The 19,372-nt window shown below is 59.9% G+C and carries 17 protein-coding genes; 6 read left to right on the plus strand and 11 right to left on the minus strand.

Going from position 1 to position 19,372, the window contains the following annotated elements; all coding sequences use genetic code 11:
* The first annotated feature begins 168 nt into the window (after nucleotides 1–168).
* Complete coding sequence (locus tag ACTG4B_RS05460; protein WP_439154677.1) at nucleotides 169–1,464, plus strand: DUF2254 domain-containing protein; 1,296 nt, start codon at nucleotides 169–171, stop codon at nucleotides 1,462–1,464.
* Nucleotides 1,465–1,472: 8 nt separating this feature from the next.
* On the opposite strand, the gene ACTG4B_RS05465 is transcribed toward ACTG4B_RS05460, so the two are convergent.
* Nucleotides 1,473–2,030, minus strand: coding sequence for a YSC84-related protein (locus tag ACTG4B_RS05465; RefSeq protein ID WP_439154678.1), 558 nt, complete (start codon nucleotides 2,028–2,030; stop codon nucleotides 1,473–1,475).
* A 124-nt stretch (nucleotides 2,031–2,154) separates the two neighbouring features.
* A complete protein-coding gene (gene hemB, locus ACTG4B_RS05470) occupies nucleotides 2,155–3,156 on the minus strand; it encodes a porphobilinogen synthase (RefSeq protein ID WP_439154679.1) in 1,002 nt (333 codons plus the stop codon).
* A 123-nt stretch (nucleotides 3,157–3,279) separates the two neighbouring features.
* Between hemB and ACTG4B_RS05475 the strand changes: the two genes are divergently transcribed.
* Nucleotides 3,280–3,804, plus strand: a complete 525-nt coding sequence (locus tag ACTG4B_RS05475) for a hypothetical protein (RefSeq protein WP_439154680.1) — start codon at nucleotides 3,280–3,282, stop codon at nucleotides 3,802–3,804.
* A gap of 40 nt (nucleotides 3,805–3,844) precedes the next feature.
* The gene (gene mfd / locus ACTG4B_RS05480; RefSeq protein WP_439154681.1) at nucleotides 3,845–7,291 is read left to right on the plus strand and encodes a transcription-repair coupling factor; all 3,447 of its coding nucleotides are present in this window, start codon (nucleotides 3,845–3,847) and stop codon (nucleotides 7,289–7,291) included.
* 54 nt (nucleotides 7,292–7,345) lie between these two features.
* Here the strand turns inward: mfd and ACTG4B_RS05485 are convergent, their stop codons facing one another.
* Genes ACTG4B_RS05485 through ACTG4B_RS05495 form a run of 3 tightly spaced genes read right to left on the minus strand, consistent with a single transcriptional unit; the run spans nucleotide 7,346 to nucleotide 10,714 of the window.
* Nucleotides 7,346–8,572: a multidrug effflux MFS transporter gene (locus ACTG4B_RS05485; protein WP_439154682.1), complete on the minus strand. Its 1,227-nt coding sequence runs from the start codon at nucleotides 8,570–8,572 to the stop codon at nucleotides 7,346–7,348.
* Nucleotides 8,569–9,213, minus strand: a complete 645-nt coding sequence (locus tag ACTG4B_RS05490) for a DsbA family oxidoreductase (protein ID WP_439154683.1) — start codon at nucleotides 9,211–9,213, stop codon at nucleotides 8,569–8,571. The genes ACTG4B_RS05485 and ACTG4B_RS05490 overlap by 4 nt, the downstream gene beginning before the upstream one ends.
* Nucleotides 9,200–10,714, minus strand: a complete 1,515-nt coding sequence (locus ACTG4B_RS05495) for a class I adenylate-forming enzyme family protein (protein ID WP_439154684.1) — start codon at nucleotides 10,712–10,714, stop codon at nucleotides 9,200–9,202. Before ACTG4B_RS05495 ends, ACTG4B_RS05490 begins: the two co-directional genes overlap by 14 nt.
* Nucleotides 10,715–10,779: 65 nt before the next feature.
* Here ACTG4B_RS05495 and ACTG4B_RS05500 point away from each other — a divergent pair, with 65 nt between their 5' ends.
* Nucleotides 10,780–11,403: a helix-turn-helix domain-containing protein gene (locus tag ACTG4B_RS05500; RefSeq protein WP_439154685.1), complete on the plus strand. Its 624-nt coding sequence runs from the start codon at nucleotides 10,780–10,782 to the stop codon at nucleotides 11,401–11,403.
* A 49-nt stretch (nucleotides 11,404–11,452) separates the two neighbouring features.
* On the opposite strand, the gene ACTG4B_RS05505 is transcribed toward ACTG4B_RS05500, so the two are convergent.
* A complete protein-coding gene (locus tag ACTG4B_RS05505; protein ID WP_439154686.1) occupies nucleotides 11,453–13,270 on the minus strand; it encodes an extracellular solute-binding protein in 1,818 nt (605 codons plus the stop codon).
* A gap of 272 nt (nucleotides 13,271–13,542) precedes the next feature.
* Here ACTG4B_RS05505 and ACTG4B_RS05510 point away from each other — a divergent pair, with 272 nt between their 5' ends.
* Both ACTG4B_RS05510 and ACTG4B_RS05515 read left to right on the plus strand, forming a co-directional pair.
* Complete coding sequence (locus tag ACTG4B_RS05510) at nucleotides 13,543–14,316, plus strand: 3-hydroxybutyrate dehydrogenase (RefSeq protein ID WP_439154687.1); 774 nt, start codon at nucleotides 13,543–13,545, stop codon at nucleotides 14,314–14,316.
* Between the two features lie 4 nt (nucleotides 14,317–14,320).
* Nucleotides 14,321–15,352, plus strand: a complete 1,032-nt coding sequence (locus ACTG4B_RS05515; protein WP_439154688.1) for a patatin-like phospholipase family protein — start codon at nucleotides 14,321–14,323, stop codon at nucleotides 15,350–15,352.
* Here ACTG4B_RS05515 and ACTG4B_RS05520 read toward each other — a convergent pair.
* From ACTG4B_RS05520 to ACTG4B_RS05540, 5 genes are all read right to left on the minus strand, one after another.
* A complete protein-coding gene (locus ACTG4B_RS05520) occupies nucleotides 15,345–15,944 on the minus strand; it encodes a LysE/ArgO family amino acid transporter (protein WP_439154692.1) in 600 nt (199 codons plus the stop codon). The two genes, ACTG4B_RS05515 and ACTG4B_RS05520, sit on opposite strands and share 8 nt — an antisense overlap.
* A gap of 6 nt (nucleotides 15,945–15,950) precedes the next feature.
* Nucleotides 15,951–16,679, minus strand: a complete 729-nt coding sequence (locus ACTG4B_RS05525; protein WP_439154693.1) for a DUF502 domain-containing protein — start codon at nucleotides 16,677–16,679, stop codon at nucleotides 15,951–15,953.
* Nucleotides 16,680–16,761: 82 nt separating this feature from the next.
* Nucleotides 16,762–17,667, minus strand: a complete 906-nt coding sequence (locus tag ACTG4B_RS05530) for a pseudouridine-5'-phosphate glycosidase (protein ID WP_439154689.1) — start codon at nucleotides 17,665–17,667, stop codon at nucleotides 16,762–16,764.
* On the minus strand, nucleotides 17,664–18,557 hold the full coding sequence (locus ACTG4B_RS05535; protein WP_439154690.1) for a PfkB family carbohydrate kinase: 894 nt from the start codon (nucleotides 18,555–18,557) through the stop codon (nucleotides 17,664–17,666). The genes ACTG4B_RS05530 and ACTG4B_RS05535 overlap by 4 nt, the downstream gene beginning before the upstream one ends.
* A gap of 51 nt (nucleotides 18,558–18,608) precedes the next feature.
* Nucleotides 18,609–19,372, minus strand: a 764-nt coding sequence (locus ACTG4B_RS05540) for a DUF4198 domain-containing protein (protein ID WP_439154691.1), incomplete at its 5' end; no start/stop codon positions are given.

Here is a 19,372-nt window from a genome sequence, read left to right on the forward strand (position 1 = left end):
CTTGCATGTTGGGTCTCCTTTTTTCGCATCATGCCAGCACCGCGAAACGTGCCGCTGCACCTTGCACCCCTTGTGACACTTGTCATCGTATTTCTGCGATCTGACAAAAGTTTTGAACCGGCCTTGTGTTTGTGCGTTAAAGGTCGGGCAATTCCGCAGGAGGCAACGATGATTTCCATTCTGCAAACGTGGCTTGAAACGGTCATGGACACAACACCGGTGCGCAAGCTGATCCACATGCTGAACCGGCTGTGGGTGCGGATCGCGCTGATCGGCGTGCTAAGCCTGGTGGCCATCGCGGTCGCGCAGCTTGTGTCACCACAACTGCCCGCCGGGTCCAGTCAGGCCATCGGTGCAGGTTCGGTCGAAACCCTGTTGCAGATCATCGCCAACTCGATGCTGGCCGTCACGACGTTTTCCATGACGGTGGTGGTAACGGTGTTCCGGTCGGTATCGGGGCAATGGTCGCCCCGGGTGCATCGGCTGATGCTGGATGATCAGACAATGCAAAACACGCTGGCCACGCTGGTGGGCGCCTATATCTATGCGCTCGGCTCTATCATCCTGCTGAACTCGGCCGCCTTTTCAGAGGGCCAGATCGTGGTCCTGTTTTTCTTTACGATCCTGGTGCTGGTCCTGATCATCATCGCGATTGTTCGCTGGATTGTGTATTTACAGACACTGGGCAGCCTGATTGATGCCACCCGCCGGGTTGAACAGCGCACGCTGGCTGCGATGCGGACGCGGACGGCCAAGCCATGTCTGGGGGCCAATCCGTTGTACAATGACGACACGATCCCGGCAGATGCCGTGCCCCTTTGCAGCGACCAGACCGGCTATATCCAGTATATCTTTGAAGGTGCGCTTTCGGAACTGGCCCAAGAGCAGGACCTGGACATCTATATCAACGCACCCGTCGGGCGGTTTGTCCATCAGGGTGACGTGATCGCGTATCTAAGCACACTGAACGACAAATCCGAAAAGGTCCTGCGCCGCAATATCGGGGTCGGTGATGTGCGGACCTTTGAACAGGATCCCCGGTTCGGGCTGGTGGTCCTGAGTGAGATCGGGTCGCGCGCGCTGTCGCCGGGGATCAACGACCCTGGCACCGCGATTGATGTGCTGGGCCGGATTGCGCGTATTTTCGACAGCTATGTCGATGAATTGCACAGCGACGCCAAGTCGATTGTGCACCCACGCCTGTGGGTGCGACCGCTGGCGGCGGCAGACATGATCGAAGACGGTTTTGCGCCGATTGCCCGTGATGGTGCCGGTCTGATCGAGGTGCAGATAGCCTTGAATAAATCATTATCGTATCTGGCCCGTCATCCCGACGGTGCGTTATCGCAGGCTGCGTTGAAACTGGCGCAGCAAAGTTTTGAAAACGCGTTGCAGACCATGCCATTCGCGACGGACCGGGACCGGCTGCGTGCAGCGGTCCCGATGGAAGTCGTCATGGGCTGACCGTGGCTTCAGGGGATGATGCGTGTGTATTTGGTGCCTTCCAGCGTTGCGCCCAGCCGCAGGCCGGTTTGCGCAAACAGGACCGCAATCACCGGCGAAAGCGACGTCGTGGTTTCCGCGCGCAGTGTTTCGCCCTGATCGTTCAGCACATATTCAATATCGGCCCCTGCCGCCCACCCCTGCGAGCGACGGAATTCCATCAGCGCCTCGTTTGTCATGAAGAACAGGACATAACTATATTGCTGCGCCCCGATCTGAAGCCCGGCGCTGCCCGATGTGACCGAATAATAGTCAACCGTCGTGCCCCCGACGCGCAGTGCCCCGCGCCCGTATGACCCGCCAAACCCAAGCCCTGCTTCGGTTATCAGCGGCATGATGAACATGCCTGCGGCCCGGTCCGCCAGATCACGTGTGCCCGGATAGGTCCGATACATGAAATCAAGCGTGCTATCGACGCGCGCATCAATGGTGGCCGCGCCTGCGCCGCCTATCCCGTTACCGCAAGCGGCAAGTGTTGTTGTAGCCAATGCGCCAAGCGCAAAATGACGCCGTGAGAAACTGCTCATGATATTGTCCGCCTTATTTATCTGAGTGAGGCTTTAACGCCTCTTATGCGCCGAAATATAGGCGAAACCTACATGGCTGTCACGCCTCGGATTGGACTTTAGGGGCGAACCGCCGATCGTCGCATTACTGATCGTTCAGCAGCCGCGCCGCTGCCGGGGCGAAATAGGTCAGGATGCCATCGCAACCGGCCCGTTTAAAGCCCAGCAGGCTTTCCATCATGACCTTATCCCCATCCAGCCAGCCGTTCTGGGCGGCGGCCTGCAACATCGCGTATTCGCCCGACACCTGATAGGCATAGGTCGGCACGCCAAAGCTGTCCTTGACCCGGCGACAGATATCCAGATAGGGCATGCCGGGTTTGACCATGACCATATCAGCGCCTTCGGACAGATCGCGCGCGACAAGGCGCAATGCCTCGTCCGAATTGCCGGGGTCCATCTGATAGGTCTTTTTATCGCCCGTCAGCGCCGATGATGCGCCGACCGCATCCCGAAACGGGCCATAAAATCCGCTGGCGTATTTTGCCGCATAGCTGAGGATGGTGACATTCTGGTGTCCCTCTGATTCAAGCGCGGCCCGGATCGCACCGATCCGCCCGTCCATCATGTCGGACGGGCCAAGAATATCGGCGCCCGCATCTGCCTGCGCCAACGCCATTTTCACCAGCGCATCGACCGTGCGGTCGTTGACGATTTCGCCGTTTTCAACGAACCCGTCGTGGCCGTTGATATTATAGGGATCCAGCGCGATATCGGTCATGACCGCAATATCGGGTGCGGCGTCCTTGATGGCCCGGATTGATCTGTTGGTCAGGTTGTCGGGGTCCCATGCCATCGCGCAGTCTTCGGTGCGCGCGTCCATCCCGGTGTAGGGAAAGATGCAAAGTGCTGGAATCCCAAGGTTTTGCGCCTCTACCGCGGCCCTGGCGACCCGGTCCACCGTGCGCCGGACGACGCCGGGCATGGACATGACAGGCGTTTCGTTGTCCTTGCCGTCCATCACGAAAACCGGCCAGATCAGGTCATCGACGGTCAGGGTATTCTGGCGGGCCAACGCACGCAGAGCAGGGCTTTGACGCATCCGGCGCAGGCGGGTGGCGGGATAGGGGGCAAGGATCGGTTTCATGGGTGGGCCTTTTCAGCAACGATATATCTAGGTCGCATGGATTTTCCCGCATCACAAGTCTGGGCAAGGCGGGATCGGGGGGCTAGTGTCCGCCAACCTGTTTAAAAGCGAAAGACATTGCCTTTGCCCTGGAACGAAACAATTTTCCAAGTGATCGATACGCGCACATTTTCAAATGTCTGGTATTGGCTCGCGGTCGCAGTCACCTGGTCAACAGTCAGCCATTGGATAATCGGCGTCCCGTTCGACATGATCTTCCGGGCCAGGCGATACGAAGGCGATGCGGCACATGACCTTGATCTCTTGGTCGCGATCAATGTGCGGCGTCTGACGAAGATCGGCGATCTTGCCGGGGTCTGGTTGATCGGTTTTGTGGCGTTCTCACTTAGCGCGCTGGCCATGCTTGGCTTTTATCACGGCTTTGAATTGGCGCAGGGGCTTTTCTGTCTGGGATTTCCGGTGACTGTTGTGGGGATGTTGAATATTCGGCTCAGCAAGCGTTTTGCGGTTTCGCAACCGACCGGGGCGGCGCTTGCGCGCACGCTGTTGAAATTCCGGTTCTGGATACAGGTCATCGCCATGGTGTCTATCTTTTTCACGGCGATGTATGGCATGTATTACAACCTTTCCTCTGTCCCGGCCTTTTGAGCGCTTGACACCCCGCTGCGGCGGGGTAGGTGACTGGCGCATGGCCGATCCCAAACATATCACTGTCAGCGGCGCGCCCGAAGGCTTCGATGCCCGTCTGATCCTTGCAGAACTTGCCAAGGGCGGACCGGTGCTGCACGTGGCGCGCGACGACAAAAGGTTGGCCGCCATGCAGGCAGCGTTGGCCTTTTTCGCACCTGATATGCCGGTCTTTACCTTTCCTGCGTGGGATTGTCTGCCCTATGACCGGGTATCGCCCAACGCCGATATCTCGGCCGCGCGCATGGCGACGCTGGCGGCGCTTGTCCATGGGATGCCGGACCGATTTATCCTGCTGACAACCCTGTCAGCGGCGACCCAGCGCGTGCCGGCGCGGTCGGTATTGCGCGAGTCAGCGTTTACCGCAACAGTCGGTCGCCGCGTCGACGAAGCCGCATTGCGCAATTTTCTGGTGCGCATGGGATTCACCCAAAGCCCCACCGTCATGGAACCGGGCGATTACGCGGTGCGCGGCGGGATCATCGACATCTATCCCCCGGGGCAGTCGGGCCCGGTGCGGTTGGACCTGTTCGGCGATGTGCTGGACGGGGCGCGCCGGTTTGATCCGGCCACGCAGCGCACGACAGAAAAACTGACCGAGGTGGAACTGGCGCCTGTTTCGGAGGTGATCCTGGACGAGGCCGCAATAACCCGTTTTCGCCAGAACTACCGCATCGAATTTGGTGCCGCCGGCACCGACGATCCATTGTATGAGGCTGTCAGCGCAGGGCGCAAACACGCCGGCGTCGAACATTGGCTGGGGTTCTTTCAGGACAATCTGGAGACCCTGTTTGACTATCTGCCGCAGGCGACGGTCACGCTGGACGACCAGATGACCCCGCAGCGGATCGCGCGCTGGGACAGTATCGCCGACCAATATGGCACGCGGATTCACGCCCTGTCCCAAAAGGGACGTTTGGACAGTGTGTATAAACCGGCCCCTCCGGGTCTGCTGTATCTGGATGATGCCGCGTGGTCCGTCGCAGTTGCCGACAAGCGGGTGCTGCAATTTGCCCCGCTGAAACAGGCGACCGGGCCGGGGGTGATTGACGCGGGCGGGCGGATCGGGCGCGATTTTGCACCCGAACGCCAACAGGAAAAGATCAATCTTTTTGCATCTTTGGCAGATCATATTCGCGCACGTATGGAAAAGGGGCCAGTTGTCGTCGCCTCGTATTCCGAAGGGGCGCGCGAACGTCTGGAAGGGTTAATTGCGGACGAAGGCATCGCCGAGGCGGTCCCGGTCACGGATTTCACCCGCGTTGGGAAGCGGGGGTTGCATCTGGCGGTCTGGCCCCTGGACCATGGGTTCGAGGCACCGGGCCTGACGGTGATTTCCGAACAGGATGTGCTGGGTGACCGGCTGATCCGGCAGACAAAACGCAAACGCCGCGCTGAAAATTTCCTGTCCGAGGCCAACAGCCTGACACCCGGCGATCTGGTGGTGCATGTCGATCACGGGGTCGGGCGTTTTGTCGGGCTAGAGGTTGTGACGGCATTGGGCGCGGCCCATGAATGTCTGCTGCTGGAATATGCCGAAAATTCCAAGCTTTACCTGCCTGTCGAAAATATCGAGCTGCTGTCGAAATATGGCCATGAAGCAGGCCTTCTGGACAAACTGGGCGGCGGTGCATGGCAGGCAAAGAAAGCGCGGCTCAAGGAACGGATCCGCCAGATTGCCGAACGGCTGATCCGTGTGGCGGCTGAACGCGCGCTGCGCACCGCCCCTGTACTGGATCCGCCCGACGGGTTGTGGGATCAGTTTCTGGCGCGTTTTCCCTATGTCGAAACCGACGACCAGCTATCCGCAATCGAGGATGTGCTGCACGACCTGGCCAGCGGGCAGCCGATGGACCGGCTGATTTGCGGTGATGTCGGTTTCGGCAAGACAGAGGTGGCGATCCGCGCCGCATTCGTCGCGGCCCTTTCTGGTGTGCAGGTGGCGATCATCGCGCCGACCACGCTGCTTGCCCGCCAGCATTATCAGGAATTTGCCGAACGGTTCCGGGGCTTTCCTGTGAATGTGCGGCCCTTGTCGAAATTCGTCTCGGCCCGCGATGCCGCACGGACCCGCGACGGGATCACCAAGGGCACGGTGGATATCGTCGTGGGCACCCATGCCCTGTTGGCGAAATCCGTGAAGTTCAGGAACCTTGGCCTGCTTGTTATTGACGAAGAACAGAAATTCGGCGTTCAGCACAAGGAACGTTTGAAGCAGTTGCGCACTGATGTGCATGTGCTGACGCTCACCGCGACACCGATCCCGCGCACGTTGCAACTGTCGCTGTCGGGCGTGCGCGACCTGTCGATCATCGGCACGCCACCCATCGACCGACTGGCGATCCGCACCTATGTCAGTGAATTCGACACGATTACCGTGCGCGAGGCGCTGTTGCGCGAACATTACCGTGGCGGGCAAAGTTTCGTCGTGGTGCCCCGCATCAGCGACATGCCCCAGATGGAAGAATTCCTGAAGAATGAAGTCCCCGAGGTGACATTCATCACCGCGACGGGGCAGATGGCAGCGGGCGAGCTTGATGACCGGATGAACGCCTTCTACGACGGTAAATATGACGTACTGCTGGCCACGACGATTGTGGAATCGGGCCTGGATATTCCGACTGCCAACACGATGATCGTCTGGCGTGCGGATATGTTCGGGCTCAGCCAGCTTTACCAGATCAGGGGCCGCGTGGGCCGGTCGAAAACCCGCGCTTATGCCTACCTCACGACAAAGCCGCGTCAGAAACTGACGGATGCCGCGCAAAAACGCCTGCGCGTGCTGGGGTCGATTGATACGCTGGGCGCGGGGTTCACCCTTGCCAGCCAGGATCTGGATATTCGCGGTGCGGGCAATCTGCTGGGCGAGGAACAATCGGGCCAGATGCGCGAGGTCGGATACGAGCTTTATCAACAGATGCTGGAGGACCAGATCGCCGCGATCCGGTCAGGACAGGCAGAAGGTGTCGTGGACGATGGCCAATGGGCACCACAAATCAATCTGGGCGTGCCTGTTCTGATCCCAGAGGAATACGTGCCCGATCTGGATGTGCGACTGGGGCTCTACCGCCGCCTGTCCGATTTGACGACCAAGGTCGAACTGGAAGGGTTCGCCGCCGAACTGATTGACCGTTTTGGCAAGTTGCCGCGTGAGGTCAACACGCTGATGCTGGTCGTGCGGATCAAGGCGATGTGCAAACGCGCAGGTATTTCGCAGCTTGATGCGGGGCCAAAGGGCGCGACGATCCGGTTTCACAACGACAAGTTCGCATCGCCCAAGGGGCTGGTGGATTTCATCAACGACCAGCGTGGGCTGGCCAAGGTCAAGGACAACAAGATTGTCGTGCGCCGGGATTGGTCCAAGGAACGCGACAAGATCCAGGGTGCGTTCAACATCGCGCGCGACCTGGCCGCGAAACTGGCCGAGGAAAAAAAGACCGCAGGATAAATCCAGCGATCTTTTTGCCTCCGGCGGGGATATTTATGCTCGGAAGAAGCGGGGCTACGCCTCTCCGGGGCGGCGGATCATCGTGGTCAGCCAAAGTGCAAGGCTGGCGCAGATCAGCGTGCCGATGGCCATGGGTAACGGCGTGCCGTCGAACAACAGCGCCACAGGGGCCGCGATCAGCACGGCCCCGACAGTGGCCACCGCGGCGATCACCGATGCGGCAAGGCCTGCGATATGACCCATTTCCTCCATTGCCAGTGCATTGAGGTTGCCGATCGTCAGCCCGGCCTGAAAGAAATTCGCGGTCACCCAGAATACATAGATGCCAAAGGCAAGCCAATAGGGGCCACCGCTCAGCGTGATCCCGATCATCAGGAAGGTGATGGCGATCTGGGCGGTATACATCGCCTTGATGATTGCCCGCATGCCGACACGCACGACGATTTTTGCGTTCAGCACACTTGCCGTAGCGGCGAAAACCGCGATTGCGCCAAACCACAGATGAAACTGCGCACCTTGGCCAAAGGTGACGTCGAATACCTGTTGCGTCGACGACAGCACCGTAAAAAGCATTCCCAATGTCAGCGTCTGGATGATGATCGACAGACGGGCTGTATGATGGCTGAACATTTCGACCACGGCCCCGGTCAGGGCACCCACGCTTAATGGGCGGCGGTCTGCGGGCGCCAGCGTTTCAGGTTGGCGCAACATCAGCCAGATCACTGAAATGACCGAAAAGGCGATGAAGGCGGCAAAGATCGCCCGCCAGCCAAAACCGGCGATGATGTAATGACCCATCGTCGGTGCAAGCGCGGGCACCAGCGAAAAGACGACCATGACAAAGGACATGATCCGCGCCATGTCACGCCCGGCATATAGGTCGCGGACCAGTGCCATGACAGCCACGCGCGGGCCTGCGGCCCCCAAACCTTGCAAGACCCGCGCCGCCAGCATCATTTCCAGACTATCGGCGGCCCAGGCCAGGGTGCAGGCAAAAATATAAAGCGCCGCACCACCCACCATGACGTTCTTGCGTCCAAAGGCATCGGACAATGGCCCTGCAAACAGCGTGCCCACCCCCATGCCCAACACGAAGCTGGTGATGATCAGCTGGGCATTGTTCAGATTGCCGGGTGACAGCGCACGCCCGATTTCGGGCAGGGCGGGCAACATCGCGTCGATGGAAAATGCGACAGTGGCCATCAGCATTGCCAGCAGCGCGATGAACTCGACCTGCGGCAGGCGCTTGTCAGCCTGGGGCGCCTGCGTGATCTCGGTCATGCGTCGGTGTCGATCTGTGCCATGATATCGCCGATCACTTTTACCCACATATCAGGGGTTTGCGCCCCGGGGATGGCATGTTGCCCTGCCACGATGAATGTCGGCACGGAATTGACACCCATCTTGCGGCTGTGCGCGTCGCGGGCGCGGATGTCGGCGATATCGGCATCCGAGGCCAGAAGTTTTGTCACCATGGCGGCATCCATTTCGGCGGTATCGGCGACATCTGCCAACACCTCGGGGCTGCCGATGTCGCGGCCATCGACGAAATAGGCCTTGAACAACAAATCCACAACAAAGCTCTGGCGTGCCTCGATACCGGCCCAATGGATCAGGCGGTGCGCATTGATCGTGTTGGGGGTCTTTTCGATCTTGTCGAAATTGATCAGGGCACCCGCCTTTTCGGCGTGCTCGACCACCGGTGCATAGGCTTTGATCGCACCTTCCTTGCCACCGAACTTTGTCTCCAGATAGGTGCGCCGGTCCATGCCGCCTGCGGGCATATCGGGGTTCAGCTGGAACGGGTGCCATTCGATCGTGAACGGGTGATCCGGGAACTGTTCCAGCGCGCGATCCAGATTTGTCTTGCCGATATAGCACCACGGGCAGATCGGATCGGAAATGATATCAAGTTTGACCATTGGCGGCCTCCCATTCCTGGCGCAATACACGCCGGAGAAGTTTGTTGTTTGCCCCGCGCGGCAGGGCATCGCAAGCCACATAGATGCGCGGGCACTTATAGTCTGCCAGCCGGGCGGCCATGAAAGCACGTATTGCGCCTTCTTCTATCACGCCGGTTGCGACGTAAAAGGCTGCAATCACTGATGTCCCTGTGCGCACCTGCACAGCGCAGGCGGCGGCCTCGTTGATGTTCGGGTGGGCGGTAAGCGCGTCTTCGACTTCGACGGGGCTGACGCGGTAGCCGCCGGCGTTCATCATGTCGTCGGCGCGACCGGCATAGGTGATGGCACCGTCGGCAGCCATGATCCCGACATCACCGGTCAGGAACCAGTCATCTTGAAAACGCGCGGCGGTTTCATCGGGCGCGTCAAGATAGCCCAGCATCAGCCCCGGGTCACTGCGATGAATGGCGATCGTGCCCGGTGTTTCGCGTTTCACCGGACCATCGGGGCCGATCAGCGCGACCCTGCGGCCCGACTGGGCATAGCCCGAAGTGCCCGCAGGCGCAGGCCGGGCGGGGCTGCCGGAGATAAAGGTGGAACATTCGGACATGCCGAACGCCTCGAAGATCGGTGTGCCGGTCTGGGTTTGCCAATCGGTGCTGTAATCCGCGGCCAGTTTTTCACCGGCAGACAGGCCGTGCCGCAGATCGGGCAGGGCCGGGATACCGGCGCGCAGCACGCGACGATAGACGCCGGGGGCGGCGGCAAAGATCGTGGCGCTGTGCGCGGCCAGCAGCGCGGGCAGTTGGTCTGCGCGGATCCCATCCGCAGGGATCAGTGCGGTCGCACCCACCGACCACGGGTCCATCAGCCCGGTGCCCAGTGTATAGGTCCAGTTGAACGCGCCTGCGTGCATCAGCCTGTCATCCGCGCGCAGGCCATACCAACCGTCCCACATCATCTGACGCGCCCAGATTGCGCGGTGGGCGTGGACGACGGGGCGCGGTTTGCCGGACGTGCCGGATGTATAGATGATATAGGCGGGCCGGTTCGGATCGCCCGTGGCGAATGGGGCGGGCGGCAATTTCCAGAAATCATGCAAGACCCCGGCATCGGCCGTGCGGCCTGTTGCCGCTGCCATGCCTTTCGCGCGGATCGTCAGTGCAGGCTGGATGGTGGCGATAACGGATGCCACCTCTGGGGCGGTCAGCTGCGACGAGACCGGCACGGGGATGATCCCGGCGGCAATGGCACCCAGATAAGTGAAGGGAAATTCGGCCGTGTTGCCCAATTGCAAAAGCAGATGATCACCGGGCATCAGCCCCATGCCCAAAAGGCCTGTTGCCGTCCCGCGCACGGCGGCTGAGATATCTGAAAAACTGTAGGTTTCAACCGTCTTCCCCACGATCTGAAGCGCTGGCTTATCGGCCAGACGGTCGGCATGGGCCAGCACATGCGCGGCCATGTTGAACCCTGACGGCGCTGGCGGAAAGGCGGAAGGATCTGTAACGGACAGCATGACGCACCGCTAATCGCCCACGCTGCCAGTTGCAAGAGCGTGCGCGCGTGCGTATGACAACGCGCATGGCTGGACATGACCCGATGAACCTGATCCGCGCGGCCCGTGAAAACGGCGAAAGCGTGGTTGCCGAACCGCTTGACCTTGGGGCGCGGGTGCGCGAATTGCGCAAGGCCCGCGACTGGACGCTGGAACAGGCGGCCCGGCAGGCCGGGCTGGCCCGATCGACCCTGTCCAAGATTGAAAACGGGCAGATGTCGCCCACATATGATGCGCTGAAAAAGCTGGCGGTGGGGTTGGATATTTCGGTGCCGCAGCTGTTCACCCCGCCATCCAAGGCACAGGTGAACGGGCGCGTGGCTGTCACCCGCAATGGCGAAGAACCCGGCCAGATCACGACGACCTATGAACACGCCCTGCTGGCCGAGGCGCTGACCACCAAGAAGATGCTGCCGTATCGCGCCCGGATCCGTGCGCGCACCATGGATGATTTCGACGGCTGGGTGCGCCACGACGGCGAAGAGTTTCTTTATGTGCTAACCGGGCAAATCCGGCTATACACCGAATTCTATGAACCCGTGGACATGAAGCGCGGCGACAGCGCCTATTACGATGCGACCATGGGCCATAACGTGGTGTCGGTCAGCCCGGAGGATGCGACAATCCTGTGGGTGACGTCTCTGACCTGACTTTTATGCCTCCGGCGGGGATATTTATGCTCGGAAGAAGCGGGCAGGTCTATTGTTCCGCATACCACCAGACATCGGGCTGCCAGCCAGGCCAGTCGCCGAAGATCGGGATTGTGTCGGGGTAATGCAGATTTTTGGAATGCGCGATGCGGCTGATGTTCCACTGGTAGATCGGGATGACATAGCGCCCGGATGTCAGCACACGGTCCAGTGCCTTGACCGCCGCGACGAAATCATCCTGGCTTTCCGAGGTCAGCAAACGGTTGATCATCGCATCTGCGGCGGCAGATTTCACGCCCATCAGGTTGCGGCCGCCGGGCTGGTCGGCGGTTTCAGACCCGAAATAGTTGTATTGCTCGTTACCCGGCGACAGTGACACGCCGACACGGTAATAGGTCATGTCGAAATTATAGGTTTCGGTGCGTTCCTTGAATTGCGCGCTGTCGGCGACGGTAACGGTTGGCGTTACCCCGATCCGCGCGAGCGATTCCACGTAAATGTCGATGATTGCCTGATTTTCCGATGCGCCCTGCGCCAGCAGAATCTCGAACGTAAAGGGATTTCCGGCGGCGTCTTTCATCACGCCGTCCTGAACGGTCCAGCCCGCTTCCTTCATGCGGGCAAGGGCGGCGGCGGTACCTGCGCGGTTGCGCGCACTCCCGTCACCCACGGGCAGGCTGTAGCCATCCAGCGCACCGGGCAGCAGATCACCGGCGAATGGTTCCAGGAAATCGCGCACGCGGCCCATTGCGGGGCCATCGGACATGCCAAGCGGTGAATTGGACCAATAGGAGGTGATGCGCGGCTGGGCTGATCCGGTCATGGATTCGTTGATGAAGGAAAAGTTGAAGGCGTGCAGCATCGCATCGCGCACGCGCCAGTCGGAAAACTGGTCGCGGCGAGTGTTCATCACAAAACCCGTCATGCCCGACGGACGTTCATGCGGAAGGATCGACAGGACCACATCGCCATCCTGCACGGCGGGGAAATTATACTGACTTTCCCAGCGGGCCACATTGAATTCGCGGTTGGAGTTCACCTCGCCGACCTTGAACGCCTCGAATGCGGCGGTTTCATCGCCAAAGAATTCCAGCCGGACCTCGTCGATGTTGTTGGTGCCGGCCCGGAACGGCACATCCTTGCCCCAATAATCGGGATTGCGGCGCAGTGAGACGAAACGCCCCGCCTCGAAATCGTCGACTACGTAGGGGGCCGATGTGATGGGCACGATTTCCGTAGTGGTTTCAGCGAAATCCACGCCATCCCATTGCGCCTTTTTCAGGATCGGGCGCAGACCGGCCAACAGCGCCAGTTCGCGGTCTTCGGTGTTGAAGGTAAACCGGACAGCGCGCGGGCCGGTCTGTTCCATCGCCGCGACCTTGGTCCAGAATCCCAGATAGCGGGGGTGGCCCACGGTGCCCAGCGTTTCGTAAGACCACATCACGTCTTCGACCGTCACCGGCGATCCGTCGGAAAATTCCGCCCCTTCGCGCAGGGTGAATTCCACCCATTCGCGGTTCGGTCCGGTTTCAACCGATTCGGCCAAAAGCCCGTAAAGCGAGAAAGGTTCGTCCAGAGATCGCCCCATCAGGCTTTCGCCCAGAAAGAACCGGAGCTGCCACGGCACCGACCCTTTGCGGATGAACGGGTTGAGGCTGTCAAAGCTGCCGACCTCGGCGGTGGCGATGCGTCCGCCGGTGGGGGCACCGGGGTTGGCATAGGGCAGGGACACAAAATCAGGTGGAAGGGCAGGGTCACCATACATAGCTATGCCATGCCGGGATTCGGCGTGGCCGATTCCGCCAGCGGCGATCAACGCGATTACGGCGCCAATGGCACGGCTGACGATGCGGGTTTGCGGTATCATCTGGCGGTGTTCCCTGTTTTTATCGTTGCCTGTTTTGGTGGATCGTAAAGAGGCTTCCAAGTCTTTTCAAACTTTTAGCTTGGATGCGGGCAATGAATTGCTTATAAAGGTGTCACTGCTCGATAGGTTTCTTGCCTGTATGAAACCTGCCTCAATAACTTTACGCCCGCCTTGTGCGGGCGTTTTTTTTCGGGCGATCGTGGCCTTCGGGTGGCATTTGCAGGTGCAGCATATATGGTGATTCTCGACGCAACTTATCGGAGCCGCTGATCATGTCACTTGCAGGAAAAACCGCCGTCATCACTGGGTCGAATTCGGGGATTGGTCTGGGGATCGCGCGCGCACTGGCACAAGAGGGTGTCAATGTGGTGCTGAACTCTTTCACCGACACCAAGGAAGATCGCGCATTGGCCGCCGAAATCGCCGAAGTGACCGGGGTCGAGGCACGATATATCCAGGCCGATATGTCCAGAGCCGATGATTGCCGCCGCCTGATCACCGATGCAGGGGCCTGCGATATTCTGGTGAACAACGCGGGCATTCAGCATGTGGCGGCCATTCAGGACTTTCCTGCCGAAAAATGGGACGCGATCATCGCGATCAACATGACTTCGGCGTTTCATACCACGGCTGCCGCCCTGCCAATGATGCGCGCCGCAGGCTGGGGGCGCGTGATCAACATCGCCTCGGCGCATGGTCTGCGGGCCAGCCCGTTCAAATCGGCCTATGTAACAGCCAAGCATGGGATCGTCGGCATGACCAAGGTGGTCGCGCTGGAAACCGCCAGGGAACCGATCACCGCAAATGCCATTTGTCCGGGCTATGTGCTGACCCCGCTGGTCGAGGCGCAGATCCCCGACACCGCCAGAGAATACGACATTTCCGAGGATGAGGCGATCGAGAAGGTGATTCTGGCCAAGCAACCGTCAAAGGAATTCGTGACCGTGGAACAGCTTGGCGGCATGGTCCTGTTCCTGTGTTCGGATGCCGCAGCGCAGATGACCGGCACCACATTGTCCGCCGATGGCGGCTGGACCGCGTCCTGATTGTATGAAACGGATCAATCTGGCATTGCAGGGAGGTGGCGCGCATGGCGCGTTTACGTGGGGTGTGTTGTGTCGGCTGTTGCGCGAAGAAGATATCGAAATTGCCGCAATATCAGGCACATCCGCCGGGGCATTGAATGCGGCTGCGCTGAAATCGGGCTGGGTGGCCAATGGCCGCGCGGGTGCTATCGAGAACCTTGACTGGTTGTGGGAACAGATCGGCGCGATCACCGATCCCCGGTTTTCCGACTGGGTGTCGTCGCTGACCCCCACGGCACATTTATGGGCACAGGCGATGGCGGCATCGCCCGCCTATGTGGGGTTCGATGTGACTACGCGGCTGTTTTCGCCCTATGTTTACGGCCCTGCGTTGCGCAATCCGCTGGAGCGGCTGGTCAAGCAGTTTCATTATGATGTGGTCTGTGGCGCCCAAGGGCCCGCCTTGTATATCTGTGCGACGAATGTCCGGTCAGGCAAGATCAGGGTGTTTTCGGACGCAGAGATCAAACCAGAGGTGTTTCTTGCCTCGGCGTGTTTGCCAAGCATGTTTCAGGCGGTCGAATTCGAAGACCCCGAAACGGGCAAGTCAGAGGCGTTCTGGGATGGCGGTTATACAGGAAATCCAGCGTTATTTCCGTTGTTTGACAAAGATTTGCCGGACGATGTTCTGATTGTGAACATCAACCCGCTACACCGCGAGACATTGCCCGTTGACAGTCAATCGATCCTGAACCGGATCAATGAAATCAGCTTTAACAGCTCGCTCTTGCGCGAATTGCGGGCGATCGAATTCGTCAAACGGCTGATCCATGACAAGGCTATTACCGATGGGTCGATGAAAAATGTGCTGGTGCATATGGTTGCCGATGACGGGTTGATGAATGACCTCAACGTGGCCACGAAAACCGTGCCGGCACCGGTCGTTCTGGCCCGTTTGAAAGAAGCTGGCGAAGCGGCGGCAGATACCTTTCTGGCCGCGCATAAGGATGATCTGAACACTCGCAGCACCGTCGATCTGGCGGGCATGTTCAACTAAGCAGTTTCGCCGCCAGCGCCCACATCACAAGCCCGATCAGGACATCCAGCACCCGCCATGCCCGCGCCGATTGCATGACCGGCGCCAACAGGCGGGCACCGTAGCCAAGCCCGAAGAAAAACACAAAGGATGCCGTTACCGCCCCGATCCCGAACGCGGTCTTGGCGGGGATATCGGTGTATTGCGTCGACACGGCCCCGACCAGCCCCAGCGTGTCCAGATAGACATGCGGGTTCAGCCACGTAAATGCGGCCCCCGTGGCCAAAGTGGCCCATAACCCGTTGGATTTGCCCGCAAGCTGCATTTCGTACTGCCCCTGCCACGCGGCCCGGAACCGCAGCGCGCCATAGACAATCAGAAACGCCGCCCCGCCCCATGCCATGATCTGCGGCAACATCGGGTAAAGCGTGACAATCGCGCCAAACCCCAGCACCCCGGCCATGATCAGCAACGCATCGGATGTGGCGCACAGCAGGCACAGCCAGAACACATGCGCCCGGGCCAAACCTTGGCGCAGCACGAACGCATTCTGCGCACCGATCGCAAGGATCAGCGAAAACCCGGTCGCAAAACCAGTCAGGGCAGGGGTGATCAGCACCTAGTGCGCAGCCGGCGCCAGCGTATCGGCCAGCTTTCCGTTCGGATAGACGAGCCCTGCTGAAATCACCAGTTTCGCCGCATCCTCGACTGTCATATCCAGCACTTTCACGTCACTGCGCGGCAAAAACAGCAGGAACCCCGATGTGGGGTTGGGCGTTGTGGGCAGGAATACCGTGACCGTGGGTTCGCCATCGGACAGTTTCGCGTCGATCTCGCCTTTGGCGTTGGTGGAAATGAAGGCGATCGCCCAGATGCCGCGGCGCGGATATTCCACCAGACAGGCCTTGTCGAACGACGTGTCGCGCTGGGAAAACACGGTTTCGGCGATCTGCTTGACCGCATTGTAAACTGACCGCACCACCGGCATCCGGTCGACGATGCGTTCGCCTATGCCGATGAATGATCGCCCGATCAATCCCTTGCCGATCCAGCCGACAATCACGGTAAAGATCAAAAAGATGACAACGCCGACACCGCGCACGTTCACCTCGATCTCGTTGCCCGGTTCACGCCCCAGCAGACGGTTCACCAGTTCTTCGGGGTGATAGGCGTTCGGCACAAAGGGCCAGACCCAGCTATCGACCCAACCAACGACAGTCCAGATCAGCCAGAGCGTCATCCCGATCGGGGCAACGATGATCAGACCGGCCAGGAAATTGCTGCGCAGCCGGGCAAAGATACCGGGACGGCTGCGGCGTTTGCTGTCGTCGTGGTCAGGGTCGATCATCATGTGTTTCCCAAAAACATCCCTTTTGCCTATCTAGGCAATGCGCGATCAACCGGCAAGCAACGGCGCGTCCCCGCCGGTGCTATTTCTGCATGGCGATGGCAATTTGTGCAGCCAACCGCGCATTGTTGCGCACAAGGGCAATATTCGCGACCAGCGACCGCCCATCGGTCAGCTCGAAAATACGGCCCAGCAGAAACGGCGTCACATCCTTGGCGCTGATGTTTGCCGCATCGGCCTCTGACAGGGCCTGCGCGATGATCGGGGCCAGGACATCGGCGGGTATTTCGGCCTCAACCGGGATCGGGTTGGCCACCAATTGTCCACCCGTCAGTCCCATCGCGGTCCGCATCTGCTGTGCGCGGGCGATGTCGGCGGGGGCGTCCATGCGCAACGGGGCGCGCAGGTTGGACTGCGCCGACCAAAAGGCAGGCAGCATGTCCTGACCGTAAGCAATCACCGGCACGCCCAGCGTTTCCAGCACCTCGAACGTCTTGGGCAGATCAAGGATCGCCTTGGCGCCCGCACCCACGACCGTCACAGGGGTTTGTGCCAGTTCCTGCAAATCCGCCGAAATGTCGAAACTGGTTTCGGCACCGCGATGCACGCCGCCAATCCCGCCGGTGGCAAAGACATGAATATCGGCCAGATATGCTGCAATCATCGTGGCCGCGACCGTTGTGGCACCTGTGCCACCGGTCGCGATACATGCGGCCATATCGGCACGCGAGAGTTTGGCGACATCCCGGGCCTGACCCAGCATATCAAGCTGGTCGTGTTCCAGCCCGATATGCAGCGTGCCATCCAGCACGGCGATGGTCGCAGGGATCGCGCCATTGTCGCGCACGTCAGCCTCGACCAGCCGTGCTGTTTCGACATTCTGGGGAAATGGCATGCCATGTGTGATGATTTTGCTTTCAAGCGCAACAATCGCGTTACCATTGGCGCGGGCATTGGCGACTTCGGCGCTGTAGGACATGGGGATCATAGGGGTGTCTCTCCGGATACGTATGTGGCGGCGGCGTTCAGGGCGCGGGTCAGGGCGGCCGGCCTGTCCAGCCCCTGCACCTCGGATGCGATATGGGCGGCCATGAATGTATCGCCGGCACCGGTAACGCGCGTGACCATGACGGCGGGGGGCGTTTGGGTGATGATATCACCCTTGGTGCCTTCGGATGCGGATTTGCCACCATCAGTGACCAACACGCGGTGCGCACCCCGTTTCAACAGCCCCGCTGCGGCACCAGCAGAAGTGGCGAACGTGGTCTGGCACAGCAAACCGGCCTCTTCGAGATTGACATAGAACGTGGCAGTCGGGTGATGGATCAGCGCAAGCAGGCGTTCCGCCTTGCCGGGTGACGCAGGTGCCACGCGCAGATCGGCGGCGCGAAACAGGGGCGATGTGGCGATTGTCTGCAACAATTCCTGGGTCAGGTTGCCATCAAGCGCGACACAGCCCGCAAAAGGCACATCCGCTTTGCCCAGCCTGCCATTCGCCAGCGGCCGCAGGATCTTGTCGCCCGCAGCCTCGAGCGAATGGGCATCGGCGATGGCCGCGATCAACCCGTTCGCCCCTTCAACCGCCATATAGACATCTGTGGGCAAATCCTCGGACCGATAGATATGATCGCAAATCAGCCCCATGCGCGTGGCTTCACGGATCAACTCATCGCCTTCGGCATCACGACCTATTGTGCTTAGCAGGGCCGGGGTCATGTCGAACCGGCGTAAAGTCATCGCGATATTCATCGCCACGCCGCCGGGCAGGCGGGTGATGCGTCCGGGCACATCCGACCCCACCCGCATATGGCTGGCCGCACGCCCGATTACATCCCACAGGACCGAACCGATGCATAAAATATCAACTGTCTTGTTCATGCGCGGGGTTTTGACCGCACCAACAGCCCAAGACAAGCCCCACGCGGGGCTTTATTCAGGCACAGCAAAGGTCAGGTTGGCCCAAAGTGTTTCCCACACCGCACCGGTCGTTTCTGCCAGTTCATCATTGGGGATGCGCAGCACAACCGCATCGACCATATATTCATGGCCAGGTTTTACCGGGATCGTGGCAATTCCCTGATCATTGGTGCGGTAAAGTGTGATCGCAACAGTGCCGTCAGGGGCCTTTTCAAAAACCTCGACCTGTTCATCAGTACGCAGGTTTTCGCGATAATAAAGCTGCACCTGCACGCCCTGCGATACATCATCAGCATAGGGATTCGTCAGGGCCACCAGTTCGGTTTCCAGCCCGACACGCCGGTCAGCCCCCGCACCTTCACCCACCAAGAAAAGGGTCTTGGAATAGCGTGAATACACTTCTTCGAAATTTTCCTCGGGCAGGCCGCGTTCGCGGTGCAGGGCGATGGCATCGCCCAGATCCTTGTGGTGCACGAAGCTCTCGAACTTTTCCAGTGTTTCATAGCCGACGGTCGCATTCTGCGCCTGATAGGCGGCAATGTTCAGGCCTTGTGACAACGGCGGCTGGTTCAACGCGGGACGATCACCAGGGCGCCCCTTGACGCGGGCGGCCTGATCGCCTGCGAAAACAACAAAGTTTACAATTCGTTGCGGCAGAAAAGGCAGGACCACACCTTCAAAATTCTGGCCGTTGACAATATCAGCCCTCAAGCTACCTTCCGCCGGGACCTGATAGGCTTCAGGCTCTAGCCACAGTTCATGGGCCGCGGCAGGTG

It is taken from the genome of Yoonia sp. (genome assembly GCF_965660735.1).
Lineage (GTDB): Bacteria > Pseudomonadota > Alphaproteobacteria > Rhodobacterales > Rhodobacteraceae > Yoonia.

What these genes read in the sequence shown, in the direction of transcription:
- ACTG4B_RS05460 (WP_439154677.1), top strand. Translation starts at nt 169, where the DNA reads ATGATTTCCATTCTGCAAACGTGGCTTGAAACGGTCATGGACACAACA.
- ACTG4B_RS05465 (WP_439154678.1), bottom strand. Translation starts at nt 2,030, where the DNA reads ATGAGCAGTTTCTCACGGCGTCATTTTGCGCTTGGCGCATTGGCTACA.
- hemB (WP_439154679.1), bottom strand. Translation starts at nt 3,156, where the DNA reads ATGAAACCGATCCTTGCCCCCTATCCCGCCACCCGCCTGCGCCGGATG.
- mfd (WP_439154681.1), top strand. Translation starts at nt 3,845, where the DNA reads ATGGCCGATCCCAAACATATCACTGTCAGCGGCGCGCCCGAAGGCTTC.
- ACTG4B_RS05485 (WP_439154682.1), bottom strand. Translation starts at nt 8,572, where the DNA reads ATGACCGAGATCACGCAGGCGCCCCAGGCTGACAAGCGCCTGCCGCAG.
- ACTG4B_RS05490 (WP_439154683.1), bottom strand. Translation starts at nt 9,213, where the DNA reads ATGGTCAAACTTGATATCATTTCCGATCCGATCTGCCCGTGGTGCTAT.
- ACTG4B_RS05495 (WP_439154684.1), bottom strand. Translation starts at nt 10,714, where the DNA reads ATGCTGTCCGTTACAGATCCTTCCGCCTTTCCGCCAGCGCCGTCAGGG.
- ACTG4B_RS05500 (WP_439154685.1), top strand. Translation starts at nt 10,780, where the DNA reads ATGGCTGGACATGACCCGATGAACCTGATCCGCGCGGCCCGTGAAAAC.
- ACTG4B_RS05505 (WP_439154686.1), bottom strand. Translation starts at nt 13,270, where the DNA reads ATGATACCGCAAACCCGCATCGTCAGCCGTGCCATTGGCGCCGTAATC.
- ACTG4B_RS05510 (WP_439154687.1), top strand. Translation starts at nt 13,543, where the DNA reads ATGTCACTTGCAGGAAAAACCGCCGTCATCACTGGGTCGAATTCGGGG.
- ACTG4B_RS05515 (WP_439154688.1), top strand. Translation starts at nt 14,321, where the DNA reads ATGAAACGGATCAATCTGGCATTGCAGGGAGGTGGCGCGCATGGCGCG.
- ACTG4B_RS05525 (WP_439154693.1), bottom strand. Translation starts at nt 16,679, where the DNA reads ATGATCGACCCTGACCACGACGACAGCAAACGCCGCAGCCGTCCCGGT.
- ACTG4B_RS05530 (WP_439154689.1), bottom strand. Translation starts at nt 17,667, where the DNA reads ATGATCCCCATGTCCTACAGCGCCGAAGTCGCCAATGCCCGCGCCAAT.
- ACTG4B_RS05535 (WP_439154690.1), bottom strand. Translation starts at nt 18,557, where the DNA reads ATGAACAAGACAGTTGATATTTTATGCATCGGTTCGGTCCTGTGGGAT.